We start from the raw sequence: 24425 nt of genomic DNA, 5'->3' as shown, positions 1-24425 counted from the left end.
CACCAGGTCCCGGCCGTGGCCGTCGGCGGTCAGCGCCACGCCGACCGACTGCGTGGCCCCGTCCGCCAGCAGCATCGACGACGTGGCGGCGGCGGCCTCGGGCGCGGCGTCGAGCGCGTCCTCCAGGGCGGCCAGCCAGCCGCGCTCCGGCGCGGCGTCGTCGTTGAGCCAGGCCACGTAGCGGGTGCCGACTCGGGGCAGCACGGCGGCCAGGCCGCCCGCGTAGCCCGCGTTGCGCGGCAGGCGCAGCACCTCCGGCGCGCTGGGGTGCGCCGCCACCAGCGCCGCGGTGCCGTCGTCGGAGGCGTTGTCCAGCACGATCGTCCGATGTGGACGCTGCGCGGCCAGCGCGTCGAGGCAGGCCGTGATGTGCTCGCGACCCCGCCAGGTCACCACGACCACCGTCGTGCTCGGGTTCACCACGGCGTGAGACGGTACGCGACGTGCCCAACCTCGTTGTGCTGACCGAGCAGTTGCTGGCCCCGGTGCCCGGCGGGACCGGCCGCTACACCCGCGAGCTGGCCGCCGCGCTGGCCGCCACCGCCCCCGCCGGGTGGACCGTGACCGGCGTGGTGAGCAGGCACGCCGACCCGAGCGCGGCGGTGATCCCCGGCGTGGAGGGGCCGCGCGTGCTGCCGCTGCCCCGCCGCGCGCTGATCGCCGCCTGGGAGCGCGGCGTGCCGTACTGGCCGGGCGGCGACGCGGTGCACGCCCCCACGCCGCTGGCCCCGCCGCGCGGGCGGGTCGTGGTCACCGTGCACGACACCGTGCCGTGGACCCACCCCGAGACGCTCACCGCCCGTGGCGCGGCATGGCACCAGCGGGTGATCAGCCGGGCCGCGAGCCGGGCCGCCGCGCTGGTGGTGCCGACCGAGGCGGTGGCGGAGGACCTGCGCCGCCGGGTGCCCGTCGGTGCTCCGGTGCACGTCGTCGGCCACGGCGTGACGGCGTTCGGCGCGGAGGAGCCGGTGGACGTGCCCGAGCGGTACGTGCTGGCCGTGGGCACGGTCGAGCCGCGCAAGGGGTTCGACCTGCTGGCCGGGGCCACCGCCGAGGTGGGCGTGCCGCTGGTGGTGGTCGGGCCGCGCGGGTGGGGCGGGGTGGAGCTGCGCGCCCCGCACGTGCGGCTGCTGGGCAGGCTCAGCGACGCCCAGCTGGCGTTCGTGCTGCGCCGGGCGGCGGTGCTGGCCGCGCCCAGCCTGGCCGAGGGGTTCGGGCTGCCGCTGCTGGAGGCGATGGCCCAGGGCGTGCCGGTGGTGCACTCCGACGCGCCCGCGCTGGTGGAGGTGGCGGGCGGCGCGGGGGTGGCGGTGCCGCGCGGGGACCGGGCCGCGCTGGCCGCCGCGCTGCGCTCGGTGCTGGCCGACCCGCGTGAGGCCGGTCGCATGGCCGAGGCGGGCCGCCGCCGCGCCGAGCGGTTCACCTGGGAGAATGCCGCGTCCGCCGTGTGGGGGATACACCTGGGGGTGACCCGTTAGCGCATCGGTTACCGGAATCCGGCACAACCGGTCCGGCGTGAGCCGTACGCTGCACCGCGTGTCACCCGTCGAACCCGCTGTGCTGATTGACGCCACTGCCGTCCCAGCCGACCGCGGTGGTGTCGGGCGGTACGTGGACTCGCTCGTGGCGGCGCTGGACGCCGACGGGGCCAGGCTGAGCGTGGTGTGCCAGCCGCGCGACGCCGCGCTGTACGGAGCGCTGGCGCCCAGGTCGCGGGTGGTGCCCGCGGCCGACGCGGTGGCCACCCGGACGGCCCGGCTGACCTGGGAGCAGACGTCCCTGCCGCGCCTGGCCGCCCGGTTGGGCGTGCAGGTGGTGCACTCGCCGCACTACACCGTGCCGCTGGCCAACCGCACGGCGTCGGTGGTGACGCTGCACGACGCCACCTTCTTCACCGACCCGGTGCTGCACTCGTCGGTCAAGGCCCGCTTCTTCCGCGCCTGGACCCGCGCCTCGCTGCGCCGGGCCGCGCTGTGCGTGGTCCCCAGTCGGGCGACCGCCGATGAGCTGACGCGGGTGGCGGGGGCGGACCGGCGGATGCTGCACATCGCCCAGCACGGCGTGGACACCGAGCGGTTCCACCCGCCGACGCCGGAGGAGGTCGCGGCCGTCCGCGCGACGCTGCGCCTGGGCAGCACGCCGTACGTGGCGTTCCTCGGGGCGCTGGAGCCGCGCAAGAACGTGCCCGCGCTGATCCGCGGCTTCGCGCAGGCGTGCCGGGGCCGGGCGAACCCGCCCGCGCTGGTGCTGGCCGGGCAGCCGGGGTGGGACGGGCAGGTGGAGCGGGCGCTGGACGCGGTGCCGCACCGGGTGCGCGTGATCCGGGCCGGGTACCTGCCGTTCGAGCAGCTGGCCGGGTTCCTCGGCGGGGCGGAGCTGGTGGCCTACCCGTCGCTGGGGGAGGGCTTCGGGCTGCCCGTGCTGGAGGCGATGGCCTGCGGGGCGGCGGTGCTGACCACCCGGCGGCTGAGCCTGCCCGAGGTCGGCGGCGACGCGGTGGCCTACTGCGGGGTGGGCGCGGGCGACATCGCCGCGGCGCTGACCGAGCTGCTGGACGACCCGGCGCGGCGCGACGCGCTGGCGGCGGCGGCGCTGGTGCGGGCCAAGGACTTCTCCTGGGCCACCTCGGCGGCGCGGCACCGGCTGGCCTACGAGCGGGCGGCGCGGACGTACCGCCGCTGAACCCTTGAGGCGTCGATCGAGTGATCCCGCTTGCCTTCTGCATACCCCCTGGGGGTATGTTGTCGGTGTGAGAGGGAACTGGTCGGCGGCGGTGTCCGCCACGTTGCACTGCCTCACCGGGTGCGCCATCGGCGAAGTGCTCGGCATGGTCATCGGCACCTGGCTCGGGCTGCCCGCCTGGGGGACCGTGGTCCTCGCGGTGGCGCTGGCGTTCCTGTTCGGCTACGCCCTCACGCTGCGCGGCGTGCTCAAGGCGGGCGTCGGCTTCGCCGCGGCGGTCAAGCTGGCGCTGGCCGCCGACACGGTGTCCATCGCGGTGATGGAGGTCGTGGACAACACGATCATGCTGATCGTGCCCGGCGCGATGGCGGCGGGGCTGACCGCCGCGCTGTTCTGGGGCGCGCTGGCCTTCTCGCTGGCGGTGGCGTTCGCGCTGACCGTGCCGGTGAACCGGTGGCTCATCGCGCGGGGCAAGGGCCACGCGGTGATGCACCACGTCCACCACCACTAGGGTGGCGCGCGTGACGCGCTACGGAGACGAGCTGGCGGTGGTCACCGTCACCTACTCGCCGGGGGAGACCCTCGACCGGTTCCTGGCGACGCTGACCAGGGCGACCACCCGCCAGGTCCGGGTCGTGCTGGCCGACAACGGCTCCACCGACGGCGCGCCGGAGCGCGCGGCGGCGTCGGCGGACAACGTGGTGTTCCTGCCCACCGGGGGCAACCTCGGCTACGGGGCGGGGGCCAACCGCGGCGTCGCCGAGCTGGGGCCGGAGTACGGCTGGGTGGTCGTGGCCAACCCCGACCTGGAATGGGGCGAGGGCAGCCTCGACGCGCTGCTGGCCGCCACCAAGCGGTGGCCGAGGGGCGGCGCGTTCGGGCCGCTGATCCGCGAGCCCAACGGCGAGGTCTACCCGTCGGCGCGGCTGCAGCCCTCGCTCGGCCGGGGCCTGGGGCACGCGGTGTTCGGCAAGGTGTGGCCGGGCAACCCGTGGACCCGCGAGTACCGGCAGGAGGGCGCGGAGATCGGCGAGCGCACCGCCGGGTGGCTGTCCGGGTCGTGCCTGCTGCTGCGGCGCGAGGCGTTCGACTCGGTCAACGGGTTCGACCCCCGCTACTTCATGTACTTCGAGGACGTGGACCTGGGCGACCGGATCGCGCGCGCGGGCTGGCTGAACGTGTACGTGCCCGACGCCGAGGTGGTGCACATCGGCGGTGTGTCGACCGCCAAGTCGTCCAACCGGATGCTGGCCGCCCACCACAGCAGCGCCTACCGCTACCTGGCCGACCGGCACCGGGGACCGCAGTGGGCCCCCCTGCTGCTGGCCGTCCGGCTGGGGCTGGGCCTGCGCCTGCGCCTGCTCACCCGCCGCCGCTGACCCGCCGCCGCTGACCCCGTCCCGCGAGTCGAACGCTCAGGTACCGCGAGTCGAACGCTCGGGTCGGGTGAATTCGTCGTTCGGGCGCGCGAGGCGGTGCACGAACGGGTGATCTTCGCCCTGAGCGTTGAACTCGGGGGTCCTGAGCGTTCGACTCGCGGTGCCCAGGTCAGTCGCCGTTGAGGCGGTTGGCCAGGCCGGGGGGACGCTGCTGGTCCTGGCCGCCGGACAGGCGCTGGGCCAGCGAGGGCCTGCCGCCCGCCACCTGCTGCACGGTGGGCACCGGGCCCGGCGCGACGCGCAGCTCCGGCTCGGGCTCGCGGACCGGCTGGGGCGGGGGCGGCGGCTGCTGGGGCCGCGCCTGGGGAGCCGCCTGACCGGCCGCGACCTGCGACGACAGCACCATGGTCGAGTCCGGGTCGACCCGCCGGGGGTCCACCGCGTCGACCACGGTGCGCGGGATCTGCTGGGTCGCCGAGGAGTCCATCGGCGAGGTCATGTTGTCCGGCGTCACGACGTTGCCGCGTGCGCGGGCACGGGCGAGTGCGGCGTCGGCCCGAGCGCGGGGGTCCATCCGGATCTCTCCTGCGTTGCCTTGGGCCGGCTGAGCGCCGGCGTTGCCGATCGAGGGCGCTCGACGACACGGGCCCACCGCCCGCGCCGCCGGAGCACTTCTGCCAGAGTATTCGCATCCACGGGCGGAAGTAAGCGGAGGAGGAAAAACGGCATGTCGGAGCCGCAAGGAGCGGAGGCGGTGGTTCTGGTCGGGGGCAAGGGAACCCGGCTGCGCCCACTGACCCTGTCCGCCCCCAAGCCCATGCTGCCGACCGCCGGGGTGCCGTTCCTCACCCACCTGCTGTCGCGCATCCGGGAGGCGGGCATCACACACGTGGTGCTCGGCACGTCGTACAAGGCCGAGGTGTTCCAGGAGCACTTCGGCGACGGCTCCGGGCTGGGGCTGGAGCTGGAGTACGTGGTGGAGGACGAGCCGCTGGACACCGCGGGCGCGATCCGCAACGTGGCCCACAAGCTGCGCGAGCCGGACGTGATGGTGTTCAACGGCGACATCCTGTCCGGTGTGGACCTGCGCGGGGTGCTCACCACCCACCGGCAGGCGCGGGCGGACGTGACGCTGCACCTGGTCAAGGTGGACGACCCGCGCCGGTTCGGCTGCGTGCCCACCGACGAGGACGGCCGGGTCACCGCGTTCCTGGAGAAGACCGAGAACCCGCCGACCGACCAGATCAACGCGGGCTGCTACGTGTTCCGCCGCGAGGTGGTCGAGGCCATCCCGCAGGGGCGGCCGGTGTCGGTGGAGCGCGAGACCTTCCCCGGCCTGCTCGCCGCGGGCGCGCGGCTGCAGGGCCACGTGGACGCCTCGTACTGGCTGGACCTGGGCACGCCCGCGGCGTTCGTGAAGGGCTCGGCGGACCTGGTGCGCGGCATCGCCCCGTCGGCCGCGCTGGCGGAGGGCACCGGCGAGGCGCTGGTGCTGGCGGGCGCGTCGGTCGACGAGGGCGCGACGCTGTCCGGCGGCACGACGGTCGGCGCGGGCTGCACCGTGGCCGGGGGCGCGGTGGTCGAGGGCTCGGTGCTGTTCGACGGCGCGGTGGTCGGCGAGGGCGCGCGCGTGGAGCGCAGCGTGCTGGGGGCCAACGCGCTGGTCCAGGCCGGTGCGGTGGTCTCCGACGCGGTGATCGGCGACGGCGCGGTGATCGGCGCGCGGTGCGAGCTGCGGCACGGGGCGCGGGTGTGGCCGGGGGTGGTGCTGCCGGAGGCGGGGGTGCGGTTCTCCACCGATGTCTAGGACCTGGCGGCCACCGTTCGCGCTGGACCTCGGCGCGGTGCTGGCCCCGCTGCGCCGGGGGCCGGGCGACCCGTCGTTCCAGCTCGACGCGGACGGCGCGGTGTGGCTGACCGCGAACACCCCGGCCGGGCCGGGGACGCTGCGCCTGCGCCGCCCCGGCGATGAGGTCGAGGGTCAGGCGTGGGGTGACGGCGCGCGGTGGCTGCTGGACGGGCTGCCCGCGCTGCTGGGCGGCTTGGACGACGATTCGGCGTTCCGGCCGCACCACCCGCTGATCGCGGAGAGCAGGCGGCGCAGGCCGGGCATCCGGCTGGGCGCGACCGGCCGGGTCTGGGACGCGCTGCTGCCGTCGGTGCTGGAGCAGAAGGTCACCGGCACCGAGGCGCACCGCTCCTACCGGCAGCTGTGCCTGCGGTTCGGCCTGCCCGCGCCGGGGCCCGCGCCCGCCGGGATGCGGGTGCCGCCGACGCCCCGCGCGGTGCTGGGCATCACCGACTGGCAGTGGCACAAGGCGGGCGTGGACGGCGGGCGCAGGCGCGCCCTGGTCGCGGCGGCGCAGGTCGCCCACCGCCTGGAGAACGCGGCGGACCTGAAGGGCGAGCCGGGCCGGGCGCTGCTGTGCAAGGTGCCCGGCGTCGGGCCGTGGACCGCCGCCGAGGTGGCGCAGCGGGTGTGGGGCGACCCGGACGCGGTCAGCTTCGGCGACTACCACCTCGCCGCGCACGTCGGGTGGGCGCTGGTGGGCGAGCCGGTCGACGACGACGGGATGGCCGAGCTGCTGGCCCCGTGCGCGCCGCAGCGGCACCGGGCGGTGCGCTACCTGCTGGCCTCGGGCGTGCGCAAACCCCGCTTCGGCCCCCGGTTCGCGGCGCGCGACTACCGGGCCATCTAGAGGGCCGTCCAGGTGGCCTGCTGACGGGCCGCTCGGACCAGCGGCGCCAGGTCGTCGGTGTCCGGCGGCAGCGCGTCCAGCGGCCACCAGCGCAGGTCGTCGGACTCGGCGCTGCGCACCGGCTCGGCCCCGGCCGGGGCGCGCACCACGAAGCGCACGTCGAAGTGCCGGGTCGGCACGCCCAGCGAGCACGTGATCGGGTGCACGTCCAGGTGCACCGGCACGGGGTCGATCCGCAGCCCCTCGATGCCGGACTCCTCGGTGGCCTCGCGCAGGGCCGCGCCCGCCAGCGTCCGGTCCGACGGCTCGCAGTGGCCGCCCAGCTGCAGCCACCGGCCCACCCTGGGGTGCAGGGTCAGCAGCGCCCGCGTGCCGGTCGAGTCCAGCACCAGCGCGGAGGCGGTGATGTGGCCGGGGACGCAGGAGCGCTCGCAGGCGTCCTGCCTGGCGGCCAGGAACCCCAGGTACGCCTCGCGCAGCGCGTGCTGCGGCCCCGGCCAGCCGCGCAGCGCGGCGACCACGTCGTCGTGCAGGCTCACAGCTCCACCAGCCCCCCGTCCACCGGCGGGCGGGGCGCCAGCGGCTCGGTCGGGTGGCCGACCGCCACCGCGCCCAGCGGCTCCCACGACTCGGGCAGCTCCAGCACCGCGCGCACCACGTCGGCGCAGAAGATCGTCGAGGACACCCAGCACGACCCCAGGCCCTCGGCGGCCAGCGCCACCAGCAGCCCCTGCACGGCCGCGCCGCCCGCGATGGTGAACATGGTCCGCTCGGCCGACGAGCGCCGCTCGTCGGGGTAGCTGTGCGCGCCGGTGCGCTCCAGGAACGGCAGCACGATCTCCGGCGCGGTCCGCAGGAAGTCCCCGCGCGCCACCCGCCGGGCCACCGCGGCCTCGTCCAGCCCGTCCGCCCGCAGGTCGGCCTCCCAGCGCTCCCGCATGGCGTCCAGCAGCGCCGTCCGCCGCTCGCGCGGCAGCACGAACCGCACCGGCCGGGTGTGGTGCGGGGCGGGCGCGGTCAACGCCGCCCCGACCGCCCGGCGCACCGCCGCCAGGTCCACCGGCTCGGCGGAGAACGACCGCACCGAGCGCCGCAGCAGCACCGCCTCGGCCCGGCCCTGGGCCACCGCCTCCGCCGTGCCCAGCCGGAACAGGTCGTCCTCGACCGGCCGGGCCAGCTCCCGCGCCGTCGACCCGTCGTCGACCACCGGCAGGCCGCGCACGACCGCCACCGGCACCCCGCCGAGCTTGCCCTTGACCAGGTCCGCGGCGGCGGCGACCTCGTCGGCCACGGCCACCTCGGTGACCACCAGCGGGTTGCCCTGCCGGTCCACCGAGCCCGCGTACCGGTGCAGCACCGCCAGCCCGGCCGCGCCGATCGCGGCGTCGGTCTGGCCGACCCGCCACGCGCGGCCCATCGTGTCGGTGACCACCACGGCCGTCGTCACGCCCAGCAGGGCGCGCAGCCGCTCCCGCAGCGCCGCCGCCGAGCCGTCCGGGTCCACCGGCAGCAGCGCGATCTCGTCGCCCGCGACGTTGGAGGCGTCCACGCCGGAGGCCGCCTGCACGATGCCGAGCTTGTTCTCGGTGATCAGCGTCCGGCCCCGGCGGGCCAGCACCCGCACCGCCTCGGCCTCCACCCACCGCCTGCGCACCGCGTCGCGCGCCTCGGGGTCGGCGGGCACGCCGATCAGCCGTCCCTCCACTTTGGACAGGACTTTGCTGGTCACCACGACCACGTCGCCCTCGCGCAGCCACGGCGCGGCGGACGCGATCGCGCCCGCCAGGTCGTCGCCGGGGCGGAACTCCGGCAACCCGGTGACCGGGATCAGCTCGATCGGCTCGGGGGCCGCGTGGTCAGCCAACGTCGATACCGGCCATCTCCAGCGCCACCCGCGCCATCTCCGCGGTGGCGTCCACATCGGACATCAGCAGCGGCACCGCCCGCACCGCCACGCCGGGCACGTCGCAGCGGTCGCCGGTGTGCACCAGCCACGCGTCCAGGATGCCCGTGTCCGAGGTCTTGCGCGAGCCGTAGTAGCGCCCGACGGCCTGGGCCGAGGTCTCCACGCCGATCGCGGTCAGGCAGGCGTCGGCCATCCCGCGCAGCGGCTTGCCGCCGACGATCGGCGACAGCCCGACCACGTCCGCCTCGGTCTTGCGCAGCGCCTCGCGCAACCCCGGCACGGCCAGGATGGTGCCCACGCTCACCACCGGGTTGGACGGGGCCAGCAGCACCGCGTCCGCCCCGGCGATCGCGTCCAGCACGCCCGGCGCGGGGGCGGCCTTGTCCGCTCCGACCGAGGCGAACGAGCGCGCCGCCAGCGCCGCGCGGTGGCGCACCCACCACTCCTGGAAGTGGATGGCCCGCGTCTGGCCGTCGGTCTCCACGACCACGTGGGTCTCCACCCGGTCGTCGGACATCGGCAGCAGCCGCACGCCGGGCTGCCAGCGGTCGCACAGCGCCTCGGTCACCGCCGACAGCGGGTAGCCCGCGTTCAGCATCCGGGTGCGGATCAGGTGCGTGGCCACGTCCCGGTCGCCCAGCCCGAACCACGTCGGCTCGGCGCCGTAGGCGGCCAGCTCCTCCTTCACCGCCCACGTCTCGCCCGCCCGACCCCAGCCGCGCTCGGCGTCGATGCCCCCACCCAGGGTGTACATGCAGGTGTCCAGGTCCGGACAGATCCGCAACCCGTGCATCCACACGTCATCACCCGTGTTCACCACCGCGGTGATCTCGTGCTCGGGTCCGCTGAGCAGGGCTTTGAGCCCCACCAGGAACCGCGCCCCGCCGACCCCGCCCACCAGTACGACGACCTTCACGGGACGTGATCCTGCCACCGGCGCTCAGCGCCAGAACATGAAGGTGGCCTGGCCGTAGGCCGCCCACAGCGAGTTGCCCCCGACCAGGTCGAACACCGTGTCGGCGAGCTGGAAGAACAGCCGCGCGATGCTCGGGAAGCCGATCAGCACGGCGAACAGCACGAACGGCGCCCACTGCCGGGCCTTGGCCCCGAACTGCCGGGCCGAGTAGGACATGTACGGCTCGATGGCGCCCCAGCCGTCCAGGCCGGGGATGGGCAGGATGTTCAGCACGAACGCGAACACCTGCAGCAGGGCCAGGTAGGACATCGCCGCGGCGAGCCCCGCGGGCGGTTGGAGCAGCAGCACCGCCGCGCTCAGCAGCGCGCCCAGCACCAGGTTGCTCAGCGGCCCGGCCAGCGACACCATGGACTCCACCCGCTTGGACCGCAGGGCGTGGTGGTTGATCCACACCGCGCCGCCGGGCAGCGGGATGCCGCCGAAGGCCAGCAGCACCAGCGGCAGCACGATGCTGAGCACGGGATCGGTGTAGTGCCGGATGTCCAGCGTCAGGTAGCCCTTGGCGCGCACCGCGTAGTCGCCGCCCCGGTAGGCCACGATCGCGTGGCCGAACTCGTGCAGGCACAGGGAAACCGCCCAGCCGCCCAGCACGAACAGCACGGTGCCGCCGATCACGGCGGCTTCGGACTCCAGCACGGTCAGCACGGCGCCCGCCACCGTGGCCGCGAGGAGGCTGAGGAACAGTGGACTCGGTAGCACCGCTGATCTCTTCACCCCACCAGTGTGGCCCGCCCGGCGCGTCCGGTCATGGGCCGCCCGCCCAGGCGATATCGCTCGGAGCAGCAGACCAATCACCGTCTGTGCTGCTAGTCAAGGCTTTAGCCGCCATCTGCGCGAATATCCCCCGTCCTGTGTACTCAGCTTGACCGGGTGTTGTGACACAGGTGTAATCACATCGGTGTCATTCGTCGTTGTGGGGACGGCGAGTGGTGTCCGCCAACCGGGGAGAGCGGAAGGCGAGGAGGCGGACGGTTGCGGGAAATCGACGGGGGTCGTGGCGAGGGCGGTGAAGTGCCTGCGCGGGAGCTGAGCGCGTTCACCGACCTGTTCGACGCGGCTGACGAGCAGGACTGGCAGGAGCGCGCCCTGTGCGCGCAGACCGACCCCGAGGCGTTCTTCCCGGAGAAGGGCGGCTCCACCAGGGAGGCCAAGCGCATCTGCCTCGGCTGCGAGGTGCGCTCGGAGTGCCTGGAGTACGCGCTGGCGCACGACGAGCGCTTCGGCATCTGGGGCGGCCTGTCCGAGCGCGAGCGGAGGAAGCTCAAGAAGCGCGCGGTGTGACCGCCGCGCCGCCTGCTCTGGCTTAACGTGTGCGTTCGACGGTGCCGTCGGACGAACGGGAGCGGCAGTTGACGAGCGGTGCCACACCGCGGTTGCGCACCGCGCCCGTCCTGGCCGTACTGGTCTGCCACGACGGCGCGCGGTGGTTGGGCGAGGCGCTGGCGGCGCTGCGCGACCAGCGGCCCCGACCCCGGCACGTGCTGGCGGTCGACACCGGCTCGCTGGACGGCACCGCCGAGCTGCTCGCGGAGGCTTCGGCGGGTCCGGATCGGCTGGTCGACGGGGTGCTGTCGCTGTCGCGCGACACCGGTTTCGCCGAGGCGGTGCACGCCGCGGTGGACCACGCGGTGCGGCGGTGGGGCGATCCGGGCTCCTGGATCTGGGTGCTGCACGACGACTGCGCGCCCGAGCCGGACTGCCTGTCCGCGCTGCTGACCGCCGCGGAGGTCGCGCCGTCGGCGGCGGTGCTCGGGCCGCTGGCCCTGGACTGGGCCGACCCCCGGTTGGTGGTGGAGGCCGGGCTGTCCACGGACGCCTCGGGGCACCGGCAGACCGGCATCGGCGGGGTGGCGCTGGTCGGGTCGTTCGGGTCGTTCGGGCAGGGTGCTTTCGAGCAGAGCACCGAGGTGCTGGCGGTGCCCTCGGCGGGCTCGCTGATCCGCCGCGCGGCGTGGGAGTCGCTGGGCGGCTACGACCGCGCGCTGCCGCTGCTGCGCGAGGACGTCGACTTCGGCTGGCGGGCCAACCGCGCCGGGCACCTGGTGCTGTCGGTGCCGGTGGCCCGGATGCGGCACGCCAGGGCGGTCGGCCGGGGCGAGCGCGGACTGGACGCGGTGCCCGCCCCGCCCGGTCCGGCCCCGCGCGGCGTGGACCGCGCGCACGGACTGCGCACGTTCCTGGTCAACTGCTCGGCACTGTCCTATGTGCTCGGTCTGCCAAGGACCGTGCTGCTGCTCCTGCTGCGGGCGTTGGGTTTCCTGCTGCTGCGGCGGTTCTCCGACGCGCAGGCGGAGGTCGCAGCGCTGCGCTACCTGTTCGGCGGACGGGCCGGGTTGCGCGCGGGACGCGCCGCACGTCCGCACAAGGGTGGCGTGCCGGGGTTGTTCACCAGCCGGATCACCAGGCTGCGCAACGCGATCCGCGACGCTTCGGCGTACCTGGTGCGCAGGCGGGTGCAGGCGGACGCGGCGCTGGGCAGGCTCCCGGAGACCGCGCCGCGCCATCCCTCCGAAGTGGACGGTCCGCGTCCGGTGGGGCCGCAGGCGCTGCCCGCCGGCGCGCTGTCGCGGCGGCGACCGGTGCGGGCGACCGGCGGCCTGCGCCGACCGGCCACGGCCGTCCCGGTGAGCGCTGCCCCGGTGAGCGCCGTCCCGGTGACGGCCGAATTGCCGTCCGGTGTCTCGCGCCCGTCGCCGCGTCCCCGTCCATCGCCGGTGCCGCGCGGCACCCCCGCGCCCGCGCCGGGGATCGTCTTCGTCGAAGTGGACCGGGCGCGGGTGCTGCGGTCGGTGGTGCTGGGGCCGCCGCTGCTGCTGGCGCTGCTGCTGACCGCGTTCGGCCTGCTGGCCAACTCCGCGCGGCTCGGCCTGGACCTGGCGGGCGGGCGGCTGCTGCCGGTGCCCGACCTCGCGGGCACCTGGTCGGCGTACCTGGCCGCGTGGCACCCGGTGGCGGGCGGCACCAGCGCGCCCGCGCCCGCGGCGCTGGCCGTGCTGGGGGTGCTGGGCGTGCTCGGCGGACCGCAGTTCGCGGTGGCCGCGCTGCTGCTGGGGGACGCGCCGCTGGCCGGGCTGGCCGCGTACGCGGCGACCCGGCGGCTGCCGGCGCGCCGACCGGTGCGGGCGGTGGCCGCCGCGGCCTACGCGCTGCTGCCCCCGGCGACCTCGGCGGTGGCCCAGGGCAGGCTGGACGCCGTCGTGGCGCACGTGCTGCTGCCGCTGGTGCTCGCCGGGCTGATGGCCGTGCTGCGCGGCGGCACCGGCGCCGCGTGGCTGCCCGTGGCGTCGGGCACCGCGCTGGCGCTGGCCGCGCTCGGCGCGTTCTCCCCGCTGGCGCACGGCCTGGTGGCGGTGGCCGCGCTGGTCGGGTTCGTGCTGGTGCCCGGCCGCGTCGGGGACGGCCGCCGCCGGGTGGCCGGGCTGTTCATCGTCGTGCTGCTGCCGCTGGCGCTGCTGCTGCCGTGGCCCGCCGTGGTGATCCAGCACCCGTCGGTGCTCCTGCACGGCGTCGGCGCGCACCTCGCGCCCGCCGGGGTCGGGGTGGCCGACCTGCTGGCGCTGCGCCCCGGCGGGCCGGGCGCGCTGCCGTTCGCCGGGGCCGTGGTGGTGCTGGCCGCCTTGGCGGCGGTGGTGCTGCGGCCCTCGCGGGCGATGCTGCCCGGCGCGGCGGCGCTCGTGGCGGCGGCGTTCGCGGTGATCGCGCTGCTGACCGTGCCCGTGACGCCGCTGACCGGCGGGGCCGCCGAGCCCGGCTGGACCGGCGTGCCGCTGGTGATCGCGGGCTGGGGCCTGCTGTGGGTGGTGCTGGCCGCCGCCCGGCGCGACCTGCCCCCGGTGCGGTGGCCGGTGCGGCGGCTGGCCTCGGCGGCGGCGCTGGCCGGGGTGCTCGCGCTGGCCTGCGCGGGGTTCGCGGGGCTGCGGCAGGGACCGCTGCGCGCCGAGGCGGCGCGGCTGCCGTCGACCGTGCAGCGGGAGCTGCCGAGCACCGGGCGCTCGGTGCTGGTGCTGGGCGCGCCGACCCGGCAGGTCGGCGGGCGGCTGCCCGCGTTCGGCGACGACGACCTGGTGCCCACGCCGACCAGCGCGGCGCGGCTGGAGCGCTGGCGGCGGGATCTGACGGGCGGTTCGGCGGAGGCGGCGCGGGTGGCGCTGACCCAGGCGGCGGCGTCCGGGGTGGCGTTCGTGGTGCCGGAGGACCGGGAGAGCGCCCGGCGGCTGCGCGACGCGGCGGGCGAGCTGGTCAGCGAGGCCCCGCCGCTGTCGGACGGCAGGCCCGTGCTGCGGGTGCGGCAGGCGGCGGGCGGCGCGGTGCTGCTCTCGCCCGAGCTGGCCCGCCGCGCGCGCACCGGGGGCGATCCGCCTGCCGACCAGGACGCGCCGGGCACCGCCCCGGTCGAGGCCGGGTCAGTCGAGGCCGGGCCGCCGGAGCTGGGGGTGCGGGTGTCCGAGGGGCCGCAGGGGCGGCTGCTGGTGGTGGCCGCCGAGGACGAACCGGGGTGGCGGGCCACCGTGGACGGCGACCCCGCGCCGGTCGTGCGCGCCTGGGGCCACCTCGTGGCCGTCCCCGTGCCCGCCACCGCCGCCGACGTCCGCGTCGAGGCCCCCGGCGCCACCCGCGACCTCCTGCTCCTCCTCCAAGCCGCCGCCGCCCTCCTGACGGTGTGGATGGCCGCCCCACCCCTGATCACCCGACCACGCGAACTGAGCGTTCGGGCACGGTGAGGTGGGCGTTCAGAACCAAAAGCGGCGCTCGCGAACACCCCGCTGCGCGCGCCCCCCTGGTGTGTCGGCAAGTACTACCGGACGGGTGTGCGGGGGCCGGTAACTACTGCCCGAGGTGCGCGAATGTCGAGTTCAGGGTGTCTGAGCGTTCGACTCGCGAGGTCTGGACCACGACACGCCGTGCGGATGGGGGAGTTGCGACGGGGTCAGTCGCCGTCGATGACGTCCGGGTCCAGGCCCAGGTAGTTGGCCACCTGCTCCACCAGCACGTCGTGCACCAGGTCGGACAGGTCGGCCCCGTCCTTGGCGCGCGCCTCCAGCGGACGCCGGTACAGCACGATCCGCGCCCGCCGGTCCGCGCCCGCGGGCACCAGCCGGGCCAGCGGCACGTTGCCGTCCTCGACCACGTCGCCGTCCTCGCCCGCGGCCTGCACGTCCGGCACGTCGTCCACGGCCACGTCGAGCTGGGTCAGCTCGGTGCGCCAGCGCGCCTCGATCGGCTCCAGCGCCTCCAGCACCAGGGCGTCGAACCGCTCCGCCCGGCTGCGGGCAGCCGGGAGCGTCGCCGGGTACAGCGGACCGCGCAGGCCACGCCCGTGCCGGTCGCGCCTGCGCCGCCGCGGGGCGCCCTGCCGTCGCGAACCACGAGCCATCACCACACCCCCAAGCCTAGACAGCCGCTCCGACAGCCCGTCGGCCAGTGCCGCGACCTGCGAGATCCGCGGATCACCCCGCTCTTCGTCGGGAAACACCGCGGGCAATCCAACACAGCCGACGCGCGACGCGATATCGTCCCGAACGTGCGGAGCGTGAGACGGTGCTCGCGAACCGGGTGCGCGAACCCGGCAGTCGCCACGCTCACGTACGCCTACGCGGACTCCACGGCCGTTGTCGGCCCCCTGGCCACGTACTCCGAACCGCACAGCTACGACCTCTGCGAGGAGCACGCGCTGCGGCTGACCGCGCCGCGCGGCTGGGAGGTCGTCCGGCACCAGGGCGAGTTCCGGCCCCCCGAGCCCACCGTCGACGACCTGACCGCGCTGGCCGAGGCGGTCCGCGAGGCGGGCCGGGCGGACCGGCCGGTCGAGCCGCCGGAGGTGCCGGCGGGCACCATTCGCCGCGGGCACCTGCGGGTACTGCCCGACCCGCGGGAGGACTGAGCGGGTACACCGGGGCGACCCGGCGCGATCCCGACGCGCTCGCCGGTAGGCTGCGGACCGCAGTGTCAAGAGCGTGAATGGGAGTGTGGGCGTGCGCGATCTGTCCGGCATCGTCAAGGCCTACGACATCCGCGGGGTCGTGGGCGAGCAGCTCGACGCCGACGTGGTGCGGGAGTTCGGCGCGGCCTTCGCCCGCCTGGTGGGCGGTCCGGCGGTCGTCATCGGCCACGACATGCGCGAGTCCTCGCCCGGTCTGGCCGCCGCGTTCGCCGAGGGCGTGACCCGCCAGGGCGTCGACGTGGTCAGCATCGGCCTGGCCAGCACCGACATGCTGTACTTCGCCTCGGGCAAGCTCGACCTGCCCGGCGCGATGTTCACCGCCAGCCACAACCCGGCCAAGTACAACGGCATCAAGCTGTGCCGGGCGGGGGCCGCGCCGGTGGGCCAGGACACCGGGCTGGGGCAGATCCGCGCCGACGTCGAGCAGGGCGTCGCGGACGCCGAGGGCGTCGAGCCGGGCAAGGTCACCGAGCGCGACATGCTCTCCGAGTACGCCGCCTACCTGCGCGAACTGGTCGACCTGAGCGGCAGCCGCCCGCTGAAGGTGGTGGTCGACGCGGGCAACGGCATGGGCGGGCACACGGTGCCGAAGGTCTTCGAGGGCCTGCCCATCGAGGTCGTGCCGATGTACTTCGAGCTCGACGGCAGCTTCCCCAACCACGAGGCCAACCCGCTGGACCCGAAGAACATCGTCGACCTGCAGGCGCGGGTGCGCGAGGAGGGCGCGGACGCGGGCGTGGCCTTCGACGGCGACGCGGACCGCTGCTTCGTGGTGGACGAGCGCGGCGAGCCGGTCTCGCCCAGCGCCATCACCGCCCTGGTGGCCGTGCGCGAGCTGGCCAAGGACCCCGGCGGCACGATCATCCACAACCTGATCACCTCGCGCTCGGTGCCCGAGATCGTGCGCGAGCACGGCGGCACCCCGGTGCGCACCCGCGTGGGGCACTCCTTCATCAAGGAGGAGATGGCCCGCACCGGCGCCATCTTCGGCGGCGAGCACTCCGCGCACTACTACTTCCGCGACTTCTGGCGCGCCGACACCGGGATGCTGGCCGCGCTGCACGTGCTGGCCGCGCTCGGCGAGCAGGACGGTCCGCTGTCCGCCCTGACCAGCGACTACCAGCGCTACGCCGCCTCCGGCGAGATCAACTCCACGGTCGAGGACCAGGCCGGTCGGCTGGCCGCGATCAAGGAGGCGTTCGGCGGCCGCGACGGCGTCGAGCTCGACGAGCTGGACGGCCTGACCGTCGTCCTGCCCGACGGCGCGTGGTTCAACCTGCGCGCCTCCAACACCGAGCCGCTGCTGCGCCTGAACGTGGAAGCCGCCGACGAGGCCGCCGTCGCCGCGCTGCGCGACGAGGTCCTGGCGATCGTGAGGGGATGACGTCGTGGCCGTCCAACTCGACCCCCAGCTGCTGGAGATCCTGGCCTGCCCGTGCCCCGAGCACGCGCCGCTGAAGGTCGGCACCGACGCCGACCCGGAGGCCGATTTCCTCACCTGCACCTCGTGCGGGCGCTCGTTCCCGGTGCGGGACGGCATCCCGGTGCTGCTGCTCGACGAGGCCGTCGAGCGGGCGGCTGGGTGAGCTGACGTGCTCGACGACAGCCTCCTCGACGACCAGCACCGGTTGGTCGACGCCGACTCCGGCGGCCTGCTGCGCGCCGCGGCCCGCGCGGGCGCGCAGGTCAGGGCCACCGCCGAGGTGGCCGACGAGCTGGGCGTGCGGCGGCTGCTGCAGGACCGCCCCCGCGCGCTGGTGCTGGTGACCCGGCCCGGTGTGGCGTCCGCGGTGGCCAGGCTGGTGACCGCGCTGCTGGGCCCGCAGTGCCCGGTGCCGGTGGTCGTGTCGGCGGAGGTGCCCGGCTGGGTGGGCGCGCTGGACGTGGTGCTGGCGCACACCGAGGACCCCGGTGACGTGGTGCTGGCCGAGTCGGTGGACCGGGCGGCCCGGCGCGGCGCCCGCGTGCTGCTGACCGCCGAGCCGGAAGGCCCGGTGGCGGCGTCGGCGGCGCAGCACGCGCTGCTGGTGCCGCCGAGGGTGCCGGTGCCGCAGGGCTTCGGCTTCGCCCGCGCGTTCGCCGCCTGGGTGGTGGCGCTCAACGCGCTGGGGCTGCTCCGCGTGGACGTGGCCCAGGTCGCCGACGAGCTGGACCGGGAGGCCGAGCGGAACCACCCGGCGCACGAGTCGTTCGTCAACCCGGCCAAGTCGCTGGCGCTGCGGGTGGCCGAGCGCACCCCGCTGCTGTGGGGCCTGGACGAGCCCGCCTCGGCGGTCGCCGAGCACGGCGCGGGCGCGCTGGCCTGCTACGCGGGCGTGGTGTCCGACGTCACGCCCTACCCGCAGGCGCTGACCAGGTCGGTGCTGCACCGGCGGGCCGTGCACGGCACGTCCGGCGCGGACATCTTCGCCGACCCGGACGACGAGCAGGACGGCCTGGTGCGGGTGGTGCTGCTGGCGGTGCGGCAGGGGCCGCAGGCGGAGTTCGCCCGGCGGGCCGCGCTGGACGCGCTGCCCGGCGCCGACGTGCTGGAACCGGCGGAGGAGATGACCGGCGGCGACGCGGTGTGCGCCGCCGCGCTGGCGCTGCGGTTCGAGCTGGCCGCGCTGTACCTGGGGCTGGCCGCGGGGACGCTGGGCGGGCCCGGCCTCTACGCGCCCGCCGTCTGAGGGAGTGGACGTCACAGTGGATGTGCTGCACAACGCGGTGCGGTCGTACGCCTGGGGATCGCGCACGGCGCTGGCCGAGATGCTGGGCCGCGAGGTGCCCGCCCCGCACCCGGAGGCCGAGCTGTGGATGGGCGCCCACCCCGGCGACCCGTCCAGGGTCGTCGGCCCCGACGGCGCCGTCCGCTCCCTGCTGGACCTGCTCGCCGAGGACCCGCGCGGCCAGCTCGGCGAGCGCTTCGCCCAGCGCTGGGGCGGCAGGCTGCCGTTCCTGCTCAAGGTGCTCGCCGCCGAGGAGGCGCTGAGCCTGCAGGCGCACCCGTCGGCCGAGCAGGCCGCGCTGGGCTTCGCCGCCGAGAACGCCGCGGGCGTGCCGATCGACTCGCCGGTGCGCAACTACAAGGACCCGTCGGCCAAGCCCGAGCTGGTCTGCGCGCTGACCGAGTTCCACGCGCTGGCGGGCTTCCGCGACCCGCACCGCACGGTGAAGCTGCTCAGGGCGCTGGAGGCGCCGGACTTCGCGCCCTACACCGAGCTGCTGGCCGTCCAGCCCGACGCCAACGGGCTGCGCGCGCTGTTCACCACCCTGATCACGCTGCCGCAGACCGCGCTGGACGCGCTGCTGCCGCAGGTGCTCGACGCGTGCGTGCTGCACGTCAAGGAGCGCGGCGAGTTCGACGCGGAGTGCCGCACGGCGCTGGAGCTGGGCGAGGCGTACCCCGGCGACGCGGGCGTGCTGGCCGCGCTGCTGCTCAACCGGATCGTGCTGCAGCCCGGTGAGGCGATCTTCCTGCCCGCGGGCAACCTGCACGCCTACCTGCACGGCACCGGCGTGGAGATCCTGGCCAACTCCGACAACGTGCTGCGCTGCGGCCTGACGCCCAAGCACGTGGACGTGCCGGAGCTGATGCGGGTGCTGGACTTCAGCTGCGGGGACATGCCGGTGCAGCGCGGCGACGAGGTCTCGCCGGGGCTGTGGGTCTACCGCACGCCGTGCCCGGAGTTCGAGCTGTCCCGGCTGGAGCCGGGGCCGGGCGTGCCGATCCGCGTGGACCACACCGGTCCGCAGATCCTCTTCTGCACCCGCGGCGAGGTGGTGCTGACCACCGCGCGGGGCGAGCGGCAGGCGCTGCGCCGGGGCCAGTCGGTGTGGCTGGCCGCCGGTGATCCGCCGGTGCTGGTCGAGGCCGACGTGCCCGCGCAGCTGTTCCGCGCCACGGCGGGCGCCGAGTAGCCCCTGCCCCGGCGCCTGGGCGTTCAACTCGTGGTACCCGAGCGTTCGACTCGCGGTGATTTGGTGGTCCGGGGTGCTGCGCGGTCCGGGAAACACTAGGGTCACAGCGACAATTCGGACTCGCGTGCCAGAGGGAGCAACAGTGTCAGCAGGAGGCGGGACCAAGGCGATCATCGCCGCGCTGGTGGCCAACGCCGGGATCGCGCTGGCGAAGTTCGTCGGCTTCCTGATCACCGGCTCGTCGTCGATGCTGGCCGAGTCGGTGCACTCGGTGGCCGACACGTCCAACCAGGGCTTGCTGCTGCTGGGGCAGAAGACCTCGCGGCGCAAGGCCACGCCGAACCACCCGTTCGGCTTCGGCCGCGACCGGTACTTCTACTCGTTCGTGGTCGCGCTGCTGCTGTTCAGCCTCGGCTCGGTGTTCGCGATCTACGAGGGCATCCACAAGCTCCAGCACCCCGAGGAGCTGTCCTCGCCGCTGGTGGCGGTGGGCATCCTGGTGGTCGCCATCGCGCTGGAGAGCTACAGCTTCCGCACCGCGATCGTCGAGTCGAAGGCGATCAAGGGCGACGCGACCTGGTGGCAGTTCATCCGCCAGTCCAAGACCCCCGAGCTGCCGGTGGTGCTGCTGGAGGACGCGGGCGCGCTGTTCGGCCTGGTGCTGGCGCTGCTGGGGGTCGGGCTGGCCACGCTGACCGGCGACCCGGTGTTCGACGCCCTGGGCACCCTCTGCATCGGCGTGCTGCTCGGCGTGATCGCGATCGTCCTGATCATCGAGATGAAGTCGCTGCTGATCGGCGAGGGCGCGTCCCCGGCCGAGCTGGACCTGATCGTGGACGAGCTGGCGGCGGGCAAGGTGCAGCGGGTCATCCACATCCGCACCCAGTACATCGGGCCGGACGAGCTGCTGGTGGCGGCGAAGATCGCGCTCAGCCCCGGTCTTCCGGCCGCTGATGTGGCGCAGGCCATCGATGACGCCGAGCAGAGGGTGCGAAACCGGGTACCCGCCGCTCGGCTGATCTACCTGGAGCCGGACCTGGACCGGTCGCTGACCAAGTCGTAACCCGGTCGGGGCTGCCTCTAGGCTGATCGGTCCAACCGTCGACGAGGAGGGGCACCGTGCCGGGGAACGGGTTGTGGCGCACTAAGTCGGTCGAGCAGTCGATCGCGGACACCGACGAGCCGGGCACCAAGCTGCGCAAGGATCTCACCGCGTGGGACCTGACGGTGTTCGGCGTCGCGGTGGTCATCGGCGCGGGCATCTTCACGCTGACCGCCAGCACCGCGGGCAACATGGCGGGGCCGTCGGTGTCGCTGGCGTTCGTGCTGGCCGCGATCGCCTGCGCGCTGGCCGCGCTGTGCTACGCCGAGTTCGCCTCGACGGTGCCGGTGGCGGGCAGCGCGTACACGTTCTCCTACGCCACGTTCGGCGAGTTCGCGGCGTGGATCATCGGCTGGGACCTGGTGCTGGAGTTCGCGGTCGGGGCCGCGGCGGTGGGCAAGGGCTGGTCGCTGTACCTGGAGACGGTGCTCGGCCAGCTGGGGCTGGACCTGAAGACCACCGCCCAGGTGGGCGGCCTGGACGTCGACTGGGGCTCGCTGCTGCTGGTGGCGGTGCTGACCGGGCTGCTGATCGTGGGCACCAAGCTGTCCTCGCGGGTGAGCGCGGTGATCACGGCGGTGAAGGTGGCCGTGGTGCTGCTGGTCGTCGTGCTGGGCATCGGCTACATCAAGATGGAGAACTACAGCCCGTACATCCCGCCCGCGCAGTCCGGGCCGGAGACCGGCACCGGTCTTGAGCAGTCGCTGTTCTCGCTGGTCACCGGCTTCTCCGGGAGCACGTACGGGGTGCTGGGCCTGCTGGCCGCGGCGTCGCTGGTGTTCTTCGCGTTCATCGGCTTCGACGTGGTGGCCACCACGGCCGAGGAGACCCGCGACCCGCAGCGCGCGGTGCCGCGCGGCATCCTGGGCTCGCTGGCGATCGTGACCGTGCTGTACGTGGCGGTGTCGCTGGTGATCACCGGCATGGTGCCCTACGAGAACCTGAAGACCCAGCCGGACGGCAGCCGGGCGACGCTGGCGACCGCGTTCGCCGACAACGGCGTGGACTGGGCGGCGACGGTCATCTCGGTCGGCGCGCTGGCGGGTCTGACCACCGTGGTGATGGTGCTGATGCTCGGCCAGACGCGAGTGCTGTTCGCGATGTCCCGCGACGGCCTGCTGCCGCGCGGCCTGGCCCGCACCGGCTCGCACGGCACCCCGGTGCGGATCACCCTGATCATCGGCGTGCTGGTGGCCATCGCGGCGGGCTTCTTCCCGGCGGGCAAGCTGGAGGAGATGGTCAACGTCGGCACGCTGTTCGCGTTCGTGCTGGTCTCCGCCGGTGTGCTGGTGCTGCGCAAGACCCGCCCGGACCTGCCGCGCGGCTTCCGGGTGCCGCTGGTGCCGCTGGTGCCGATCCTGGCGATCGTCGCCTGCCTGTGGCTGATGCTGAACCTGACCGCGCTGACCTGGGTGCGGTTCCTGGTCTGGATGGCGCTGGGCGTGGTGGTGTACTTCGCCTACAGCCGCCGCCACTCGGTGCTGAGCACCCGTGGCGCGACCGCCGAGCCCGTGGTGAAGCCGGACGAGGTGCCGTGACGCCGGGTGTCCCCGAGGTCGGTGCGCACCGACCTCGGGGACACCCGACTCAGTCGCGCTCCACCGGGACCCACAGCTCCGAGTCGGCTTCGGCGCCGTCCTCGGACAGCCGGGTGCTCAGCAGTTGCGGCCCCGGCCTGCTCCGGTACGGGTTGGACGGGAACCACTGGGTGTAGACGTCCCGCCACAGGTGCTGCACCGACTGCGGGGACGGACCGGAGTCCTCGAACACCGCCCACGTGCCCGCGGGCACGTCCAGGGTGTCCAGGTCGGCGGGCGGCGCGGCGCCGGTCACCACGGCGAGGTAGTAGTCCAGCTCGCTGCCCTCCTCGACCCCCTCGGCGTTGTCGGTCACGCTGAGCAGACCGGCGGGCTCGCCGTTGGACAGCCCTTTGACGCGCTCCAGCGCCTCCTTGCCGACGCCGCGGGTGAACTCCACGATCGCCGGGTTCATCCCCTCGTGCACGAGGGGCACTCGGGCCTTCTTGCCGACCAGGCGGAAGGCTTCCTTCTCCACGATGCGGTACCGCATGGTGCTGCTCCCTTCGATGATGAGGCGGAAGGACATCCGCGGCTGGGAGCGCAGGGCCGCACCCGTGCGCCGGGCCTCGCCGGGGCCGACGCCGTGGACGGCGCGGAACGCGCGGGCGAACGCCTCGCCCGAGCCGTAGCCGTAGCGCACCGCGATGTCGAGCAGCGTCTCCCGGCCCGCCAGCACCTCCGCGCCCGCGACGGTGAGCCGCCTGCGCCGGACGTACTCGGACAGCGGGATGCCCGCGAGCGCGGAGAACATCCGCCGGAAGTGGTGCTCCGACGTGAGCGCGATCCGCGCCAGCTCGGCCACGTCGACCTCCCGGTCGAGGTGGCGCTCGATGTGCTCCATGGCCTCGTTCAACCGCTCCAGCACTGGGATTTCCCTCCTCCGTAGCGCCACCGACGCTAGGGAGCCGGGGCACCGGCGGACCCGACATTCCGTGTCCGCCGCGGTCGGGTGCCGGGGTAGTTTGCCGGGCATGACGGTGCTGTGCCTGGACGTCGGCTCGACGTGGACCAAGGCCGCCCTGGTGGGCGAGGACGGCGAGCTGGTGGCCACCGCGCAGCACCCGACCACGCCGCCGGAGGTGATGGACGGCATCCGGCGCGTCCGCCTCGGCGAGCCGGACGAGGTGCTGGCCTGCTCGTCGGCCGGTGGCGGGCTGCGGCTGGCGGTGGTGGGGCAGGAGCGGCTGGTCAGCGCCGAGGCCGGGTACCGGGTGGCGCTGTCGGCGGGGGCCAGGGTGGTGCACGTGTCGGCGGGGCCGCTGCGCGACCTCGCCGCCGTGCGCGCGGCCCGTCCCGACGTGGTGCTGCTGGTCGGCGGCACCGACGGCGGCGACCGCGAGGTGCTGCTGCACAACGCGCGCAAGCTCGCCCGGATCGGCCGCCCGGTGGTGCTGGCGGGCAACGCCGAGGCGCGCGAGGAGGCGTTGGCGCTGCTCAACGCCAAGCGGACCACGGTGGCGGACAACGTGCTGCCCGATGTCGGGCAGCTGGCCCCAGGACCGGCGCGCGCCGCGATCCGGGAGGTGTTCCTGCGCCACGTGATCGGCGGCAAGGGCCTGTCCAGGGGGCGCGAGTTCCGCCGTCTGGTGCGCGCCGTGACGCCGGACGCGGTGCTCGTCGGGGTGTCCCGGTTGGCCGCGCGGGACCACGAGGGCGCGGTGCTGGTGGTGGACGTCGGCGGCGCCACGACGGACGTCTACTCCGCTGTGTCCACTGTGGACGAGGTGGAGACCACGGTCGCGCTGCCGCCGGACCGCCGCACCGTGGAGGGCGACCTCGGCGTGCGCTGGTCCGCTCCCGGCGTGGTCGCCGAAGCGCTCGCCGAGAAGCTGGTCGACAAGGCGGAGGCCGCGTTCCTCCACGGGGAGGCGGAGATCCGCGCCCAGGACGTGACGTGGCTGCCGGACGACCCGGAGGTCGACCAGCGGCTGGCCGCGCTCGCCGCCGTGCTGGCCGTCCGCCGCCACCTCCGCGCGGTGGACGGCAGGCTGGGGCCGAAGGGCGCGACGCTGCTCGTGCTGTCCGGCGGGGTCTTCCGGCACGCGGAGTCCACGGAGGCGGTCGAGGCCACCCTGCGGGCCGACCCGGTGCTGCGCCCCGTGCTGCGCCGGGCCGAGATCGTGGTGGACCGCCGCTACGTGCTCGCCCCGGCCGGACTGCTCGCCGCCACCGGCCGCGCACGCGCCGCCGACCACCTCCTCGCCACCCACCTGACCGCGCCAGCAAGTACTACCCGACCCACCCCCACGGGCCGGTAACC

General features: G+C 75.0%; 24 protein-coding genes. 16 read left to right on the top strand and 8 right to left on the bottom strand.

Annotated features, from left to right (window positions below; genetic code table 11):
- Positions 1-423 (bottom strand): glycosyltransferase family 2 protein (locus tag IEZ00_RS37045; RefSeq protein WP_373293190.1); only part of this gene is annotated, 423 nt, incomplete at its 3' end.
- A gap of 20 nt (positions 424-443) precedes the next feature.
- Here IEZ00_RS37045 and IEZ00_RS24285 point away from each other — a divergent pair.
- The 4 genes from IEZ00_RS24285 to IEZ00_RS24270 all read left to right on the top strand — a co-directional run bounded on the left by IEZ00_RS24285 (position 444) and on the right by IEZ00_RS24270 (position 4061).
- A complete protein-coding gene (locus IEZ00_RS24285; protein WP_189225629.1) occupies positions 444-1478 on the top strand; it encodes a glycosyltransferase family 4 protein in 1035 nt (344 codons plus the stop codon).
- A 79-nt stretch (positions 1479-1557) separates the two neighbouring features.
- Positions 1558-2682 carry a glycosyltransferase family 4 protein gene (locus IEZ00_RS24280; RefSeq protein ID WP_189225740.1) on the top strand — a complete coding sequence of 375 codons (1125 nt, stop codon included), beginning with the start codon at positions 1558-1560 and terminating at the stop codon, positions 2680-2682.
- 67 nt (positions 2683-2749) lie between these two features.
- Positions 2750-3193 (top strand): DUF4396 domain-containing protein, encoded by a 444-nt coding sequence (locus tag IEZ00_RS24275; protein ID WP_189225628.1) that lies wholly within the window; start codon positions 2750-2752, stop codon positions 3191-3193.
- A 10-nt stretch (positions 3194-3203) separates the two neighbouring features.
- Entirely contained in the window at positions 3204-4061 is an 858-nt protein-coding gene (locus IEZ00_RS24270) for a glycosyltransferase family 2 protein (RefSeq protein ID WP_189225627.1), read from the top strand.
- A gap of 169 nt (positions 4062-4230) precedes the next feature.
- Here the strand turns inward: IEZ00_RS24270 and IEZ00_RS24265 are convergent, their stop codons facing one another.
- Complete coding sequence (locus tag IEZ00_RS24265; protein WP_189225626.1) at positions 4231-4635, bottom strand: hypothetical protein; 405 nt, start codon at positions 4633-4635, stop codon at positions 4231-4233.
- A gap of 153 nt (positions 4636-4788) precedes the next feature.
- Here IEZ00_RS24265 and manB point away from each other — a divergent pair, with 153 nt between their 5' ends.
- Both manB and IEZ00_RS24255 read left to right on the top strand, forming a co-directional pair.
- The gene (manB, locus tag IEZ00_RS24260) at positions 4789-5868 is read left to right on the top strand and encodes a mannose-1-phosphate guanylyltransferase (RefSeq protein WP_189225625.1); all 1080 of its coding nucleotides are present in this window, start codon (positions 4789-4791) and stop codon (positions 5866-5868) included.
- Positions 5861-6760 carry a DNA-3-methyladenine glycosylase family protein gene (locus tag IEZ00_RS24255; RefSeq protein WP_189225624.1) on the top strand — a complete coding sequence of 300 codons (900 nt, stop codon included), beginning with the start codon at positions 5861-5863 and terminating at the stop codon, positions 6758-6760. The genes manB and IEZ00_RS24255 overlap by 8 nt, the downstream gene beginning before the upstream one ends.
- On the opposite strand, the gene IEZ00_RS24250 is transcribed toward IEZ00_RS24255, so the two are convergent.
- Genes IEZ00_RS24250 through IEZ00_RS24235 form a run of 4 tightly spaced genes read right to left on the bottom strand, consistent with a single transcriptional unit; the run spans position 6757 to position 10356 of the window.
- On the bottom strand, positions 6757-7299 hold the full coding sequence (locus IEZ00_RS24250) for an NUDIX hydrolase (RefSeq protein WP_189225623.1): 543 nt from the start codon (positions 7297-7299) through the stop codon (positions 6757-6759). The two genes, IEZ00_RS24255 and IEZ00_RS24250, sit on opposite strands and share 4 nt — an antisense overlap.
- Entirely contained in the window at positions 7296-8681 is a 1386-nt protein-coding gene (locus IEZ00_RS24245; RefSeq protein WP_189225622.1) for a coenzyme F420-0:L-glutamate ligase, read from the bottom strand. The genes IEZ00_RS24250 and IEZ00_RS24245 overlap by 4 nt, the downstream gene beginning before the upstream one ends.
- Positions 8617-9582, bottom strand: coding sequence for a 2-phospho-L-lactate transferase (gene cofD / locus IEZ00_RS24240; RefSeq protein WP_189225621.1), 966 nt, complete (start codon positions 9580-9582; stop codon positions 8617-8619). Before cofD ends, IEZ00_RS24245 begins: the two co-directional genes overlap by 65 nt.
- Before the next feature lie 24 nt (positions 9583-9606).
- Positions 9607-10356, bottom strand: coding sequence for a site-2 protease family protein (locus tag IEZ00_RS24235; RefSeq protein WP_189225620.1), 750 nt, complete (start codon positions 10354-10356; stop codon positions 9607-9609).
- Between the two features lie 297 nt (positions 10357-10653).
- Here IEZ00_RS24235 and IEZ00_RS24230 point away from each other — a divergent pair, with 297 nt between their 5' ends.
- A complete protein-coding gene (locus IEZ00_RS24230) occupies positions 10654-10923 on the top strand; it encodes a WhiB family transcriptional regulator (RefSeq protein ID WP_189225739.1) in 270 nt (89 codons plus the stop codon).
- A gap of 68 nt (positions 10924-10991) precedes the next feature.
- Positions 10992-14363 (top strand): glycosyltransferase family 2 protein, encoded by a 3372-nt coding sequence (locus IEZ00_RS24225; protein ID WP_189225619.1) that lies wholly within the window; start codon positions 10992-10994, stop codon positions 14361-14363.
- Between the two features lie 206 nt (positions 14364-14569).
- Here IEZ00_RS24225 and IEZ00_RS24220 read toward each other — a convergent pair whose 3' ends face one another.
- Positions 14570-15016, bottom strand: coding sequence for a metallopeptidase family protein (locus tag IEZ00_RS24220; protein ID WP_189225618.1), 447 nt, complete (start codon positions 15014-15016; stop codon positions 14570-14572).
- 147 nt (positions 15017-15163) lie between these two features.
- Here IEZ00_RS24220 and IEZ00_RS24215 point away from each other — a divergent pair, with 147 nt between their 5' ends.
- The 7 genes from IEZ00_RS24215 to IEZ00_RS24185 all read left to right on the top strand — a co-directional run bounded on the left by IEZ00_RS24215 (position 15164) and on the right by IEZ00_RS24185 (position 22123).
- Positions 15164-15523, top strand: coding sequence for a DUF3499 domain-containing protein (locus IEZ00_RS24215; protein ID WP_209622805.1), 360 nt, complete (start codon positions 15164-15166; stop codon positions 15521-15523).
- 91 nt (positions 15524-15614) lie between these two features.
- The gene (locus IEZ00_RS24210) at positions 15615-16967 is read left to right on the top strand and encodes a phosphomannomutase/phosphoglucomutase (protein ID WP_189225617.1); all 1353 of its coding nucleotides are present in this window, start codon (positions 15615-15617) and stop codon (positions 16965-16967) included.
- A gap of 4 nt (positions 16968-16971) precedes the next feature.
- Positions 16972-17169 carry a Trm112 family protein gene (locus IEZ00_RS24205; RefSeq protein WP_189225616.1) on the top strand — a complete coding sequence of 66 codons (198 nt, stop codon included), beginning with the start codon at positions 16972-16974 and terminating at the stop codon, positions 17167-17169.
- A 6-nt stretch (positions 17170-17175) separates the two neighbouring features.
- A complete protein-coding gene (locus IEZ00_RS24200; RefSeq protein WP_189225615.1) occupies positions 17176-18252 on the top strand; it encodes an SIS domain-containing protein in 1077 nt (358 codons plus the stop codon).
- Between the two features lie 16 nt (positions 18253-18268).
- Positions 18269-19483: a mannose-6-phosphate isomerase, class I gene (gene manA, locus IEZ00_RS24195; RefSeq protein WP_189225737.1), complete on the top strand. Its 1215-nt coding sequence runs from the start codon at positions 18269-18271 to the stop codon at positions 19481-19483.
- A 142-nt stretch (positions 19484-19625) separates the two neighbouring features.
- Positions 19626-20546: a cation diffusion facilitator family transporter gene (locus tag IEZ00_RS24190; protein ID WP_189225614.1), complete on the top strand. Its 921-nt coding sequence runs from the start codon at positions 19626-19628 to the stop codon at positions 20544-20546.
- Between the two features lie 56 nt (positions 20547-20602).
- Positions 20603-22123: an amino acid permease gene (locus IEZ00_RS24185; protein WP_189225613.1), complete on the top strand. Its 1521-nt coding sequence runs from the start codon at positions 20603-20605 to the stop codon at positions 22121-22123.
- Positions 22124-22172: 49 nt separating this feature from the next.
- Here IEZ00_RS24185 and IEZ00_RS24180 read toward each other — a convergent pair whose 3' ends face one another.
- Positions 22173-23030 (bottom strand): AraC family transcriptional regulator, encoded by an 858-nt coding sequence (locus tag IEZ00_RS24180; protein WP_189225612.1) that lies wholly within the window; start codon positions 23028-23030, stop codon positions 22173-22175.
- Between the two features lie 106 nt (positions 23031-23136).
- Here IEZ00_RS24180 and IEZ00_RS24175 point away from each other — a divergent pair, with 106 nt between their 5' ends.
- Positions 23137-24423, top strand: a complete 1287-nt coding sequence (locus IEZ00_RS24175; RefSeq protein WP_189225611.1) for a glutamate mutase L — start codon at positions 23137-23139, stop codon at positions 24421-24423.
- Positions 24424-24425: the final 2 nt, after the last annotated feature.

The organism is Saccharothrix coeruleofusca (genome assembly GCF_014648515.1).
Taxonomy (GTDB): domain Bacteria; phylum Actinomycetota; class Actinomycetes; order Mycobacteriales; family Pseudonocardiaceae; genus Actinosynnema; species Actinosynnema coeruleofuscum.
The sequence above is the reverse complement of the archived record's forward strand: the minus strand, read 5'-3'. Positions and strand labels throughout refer to the sequence as shown.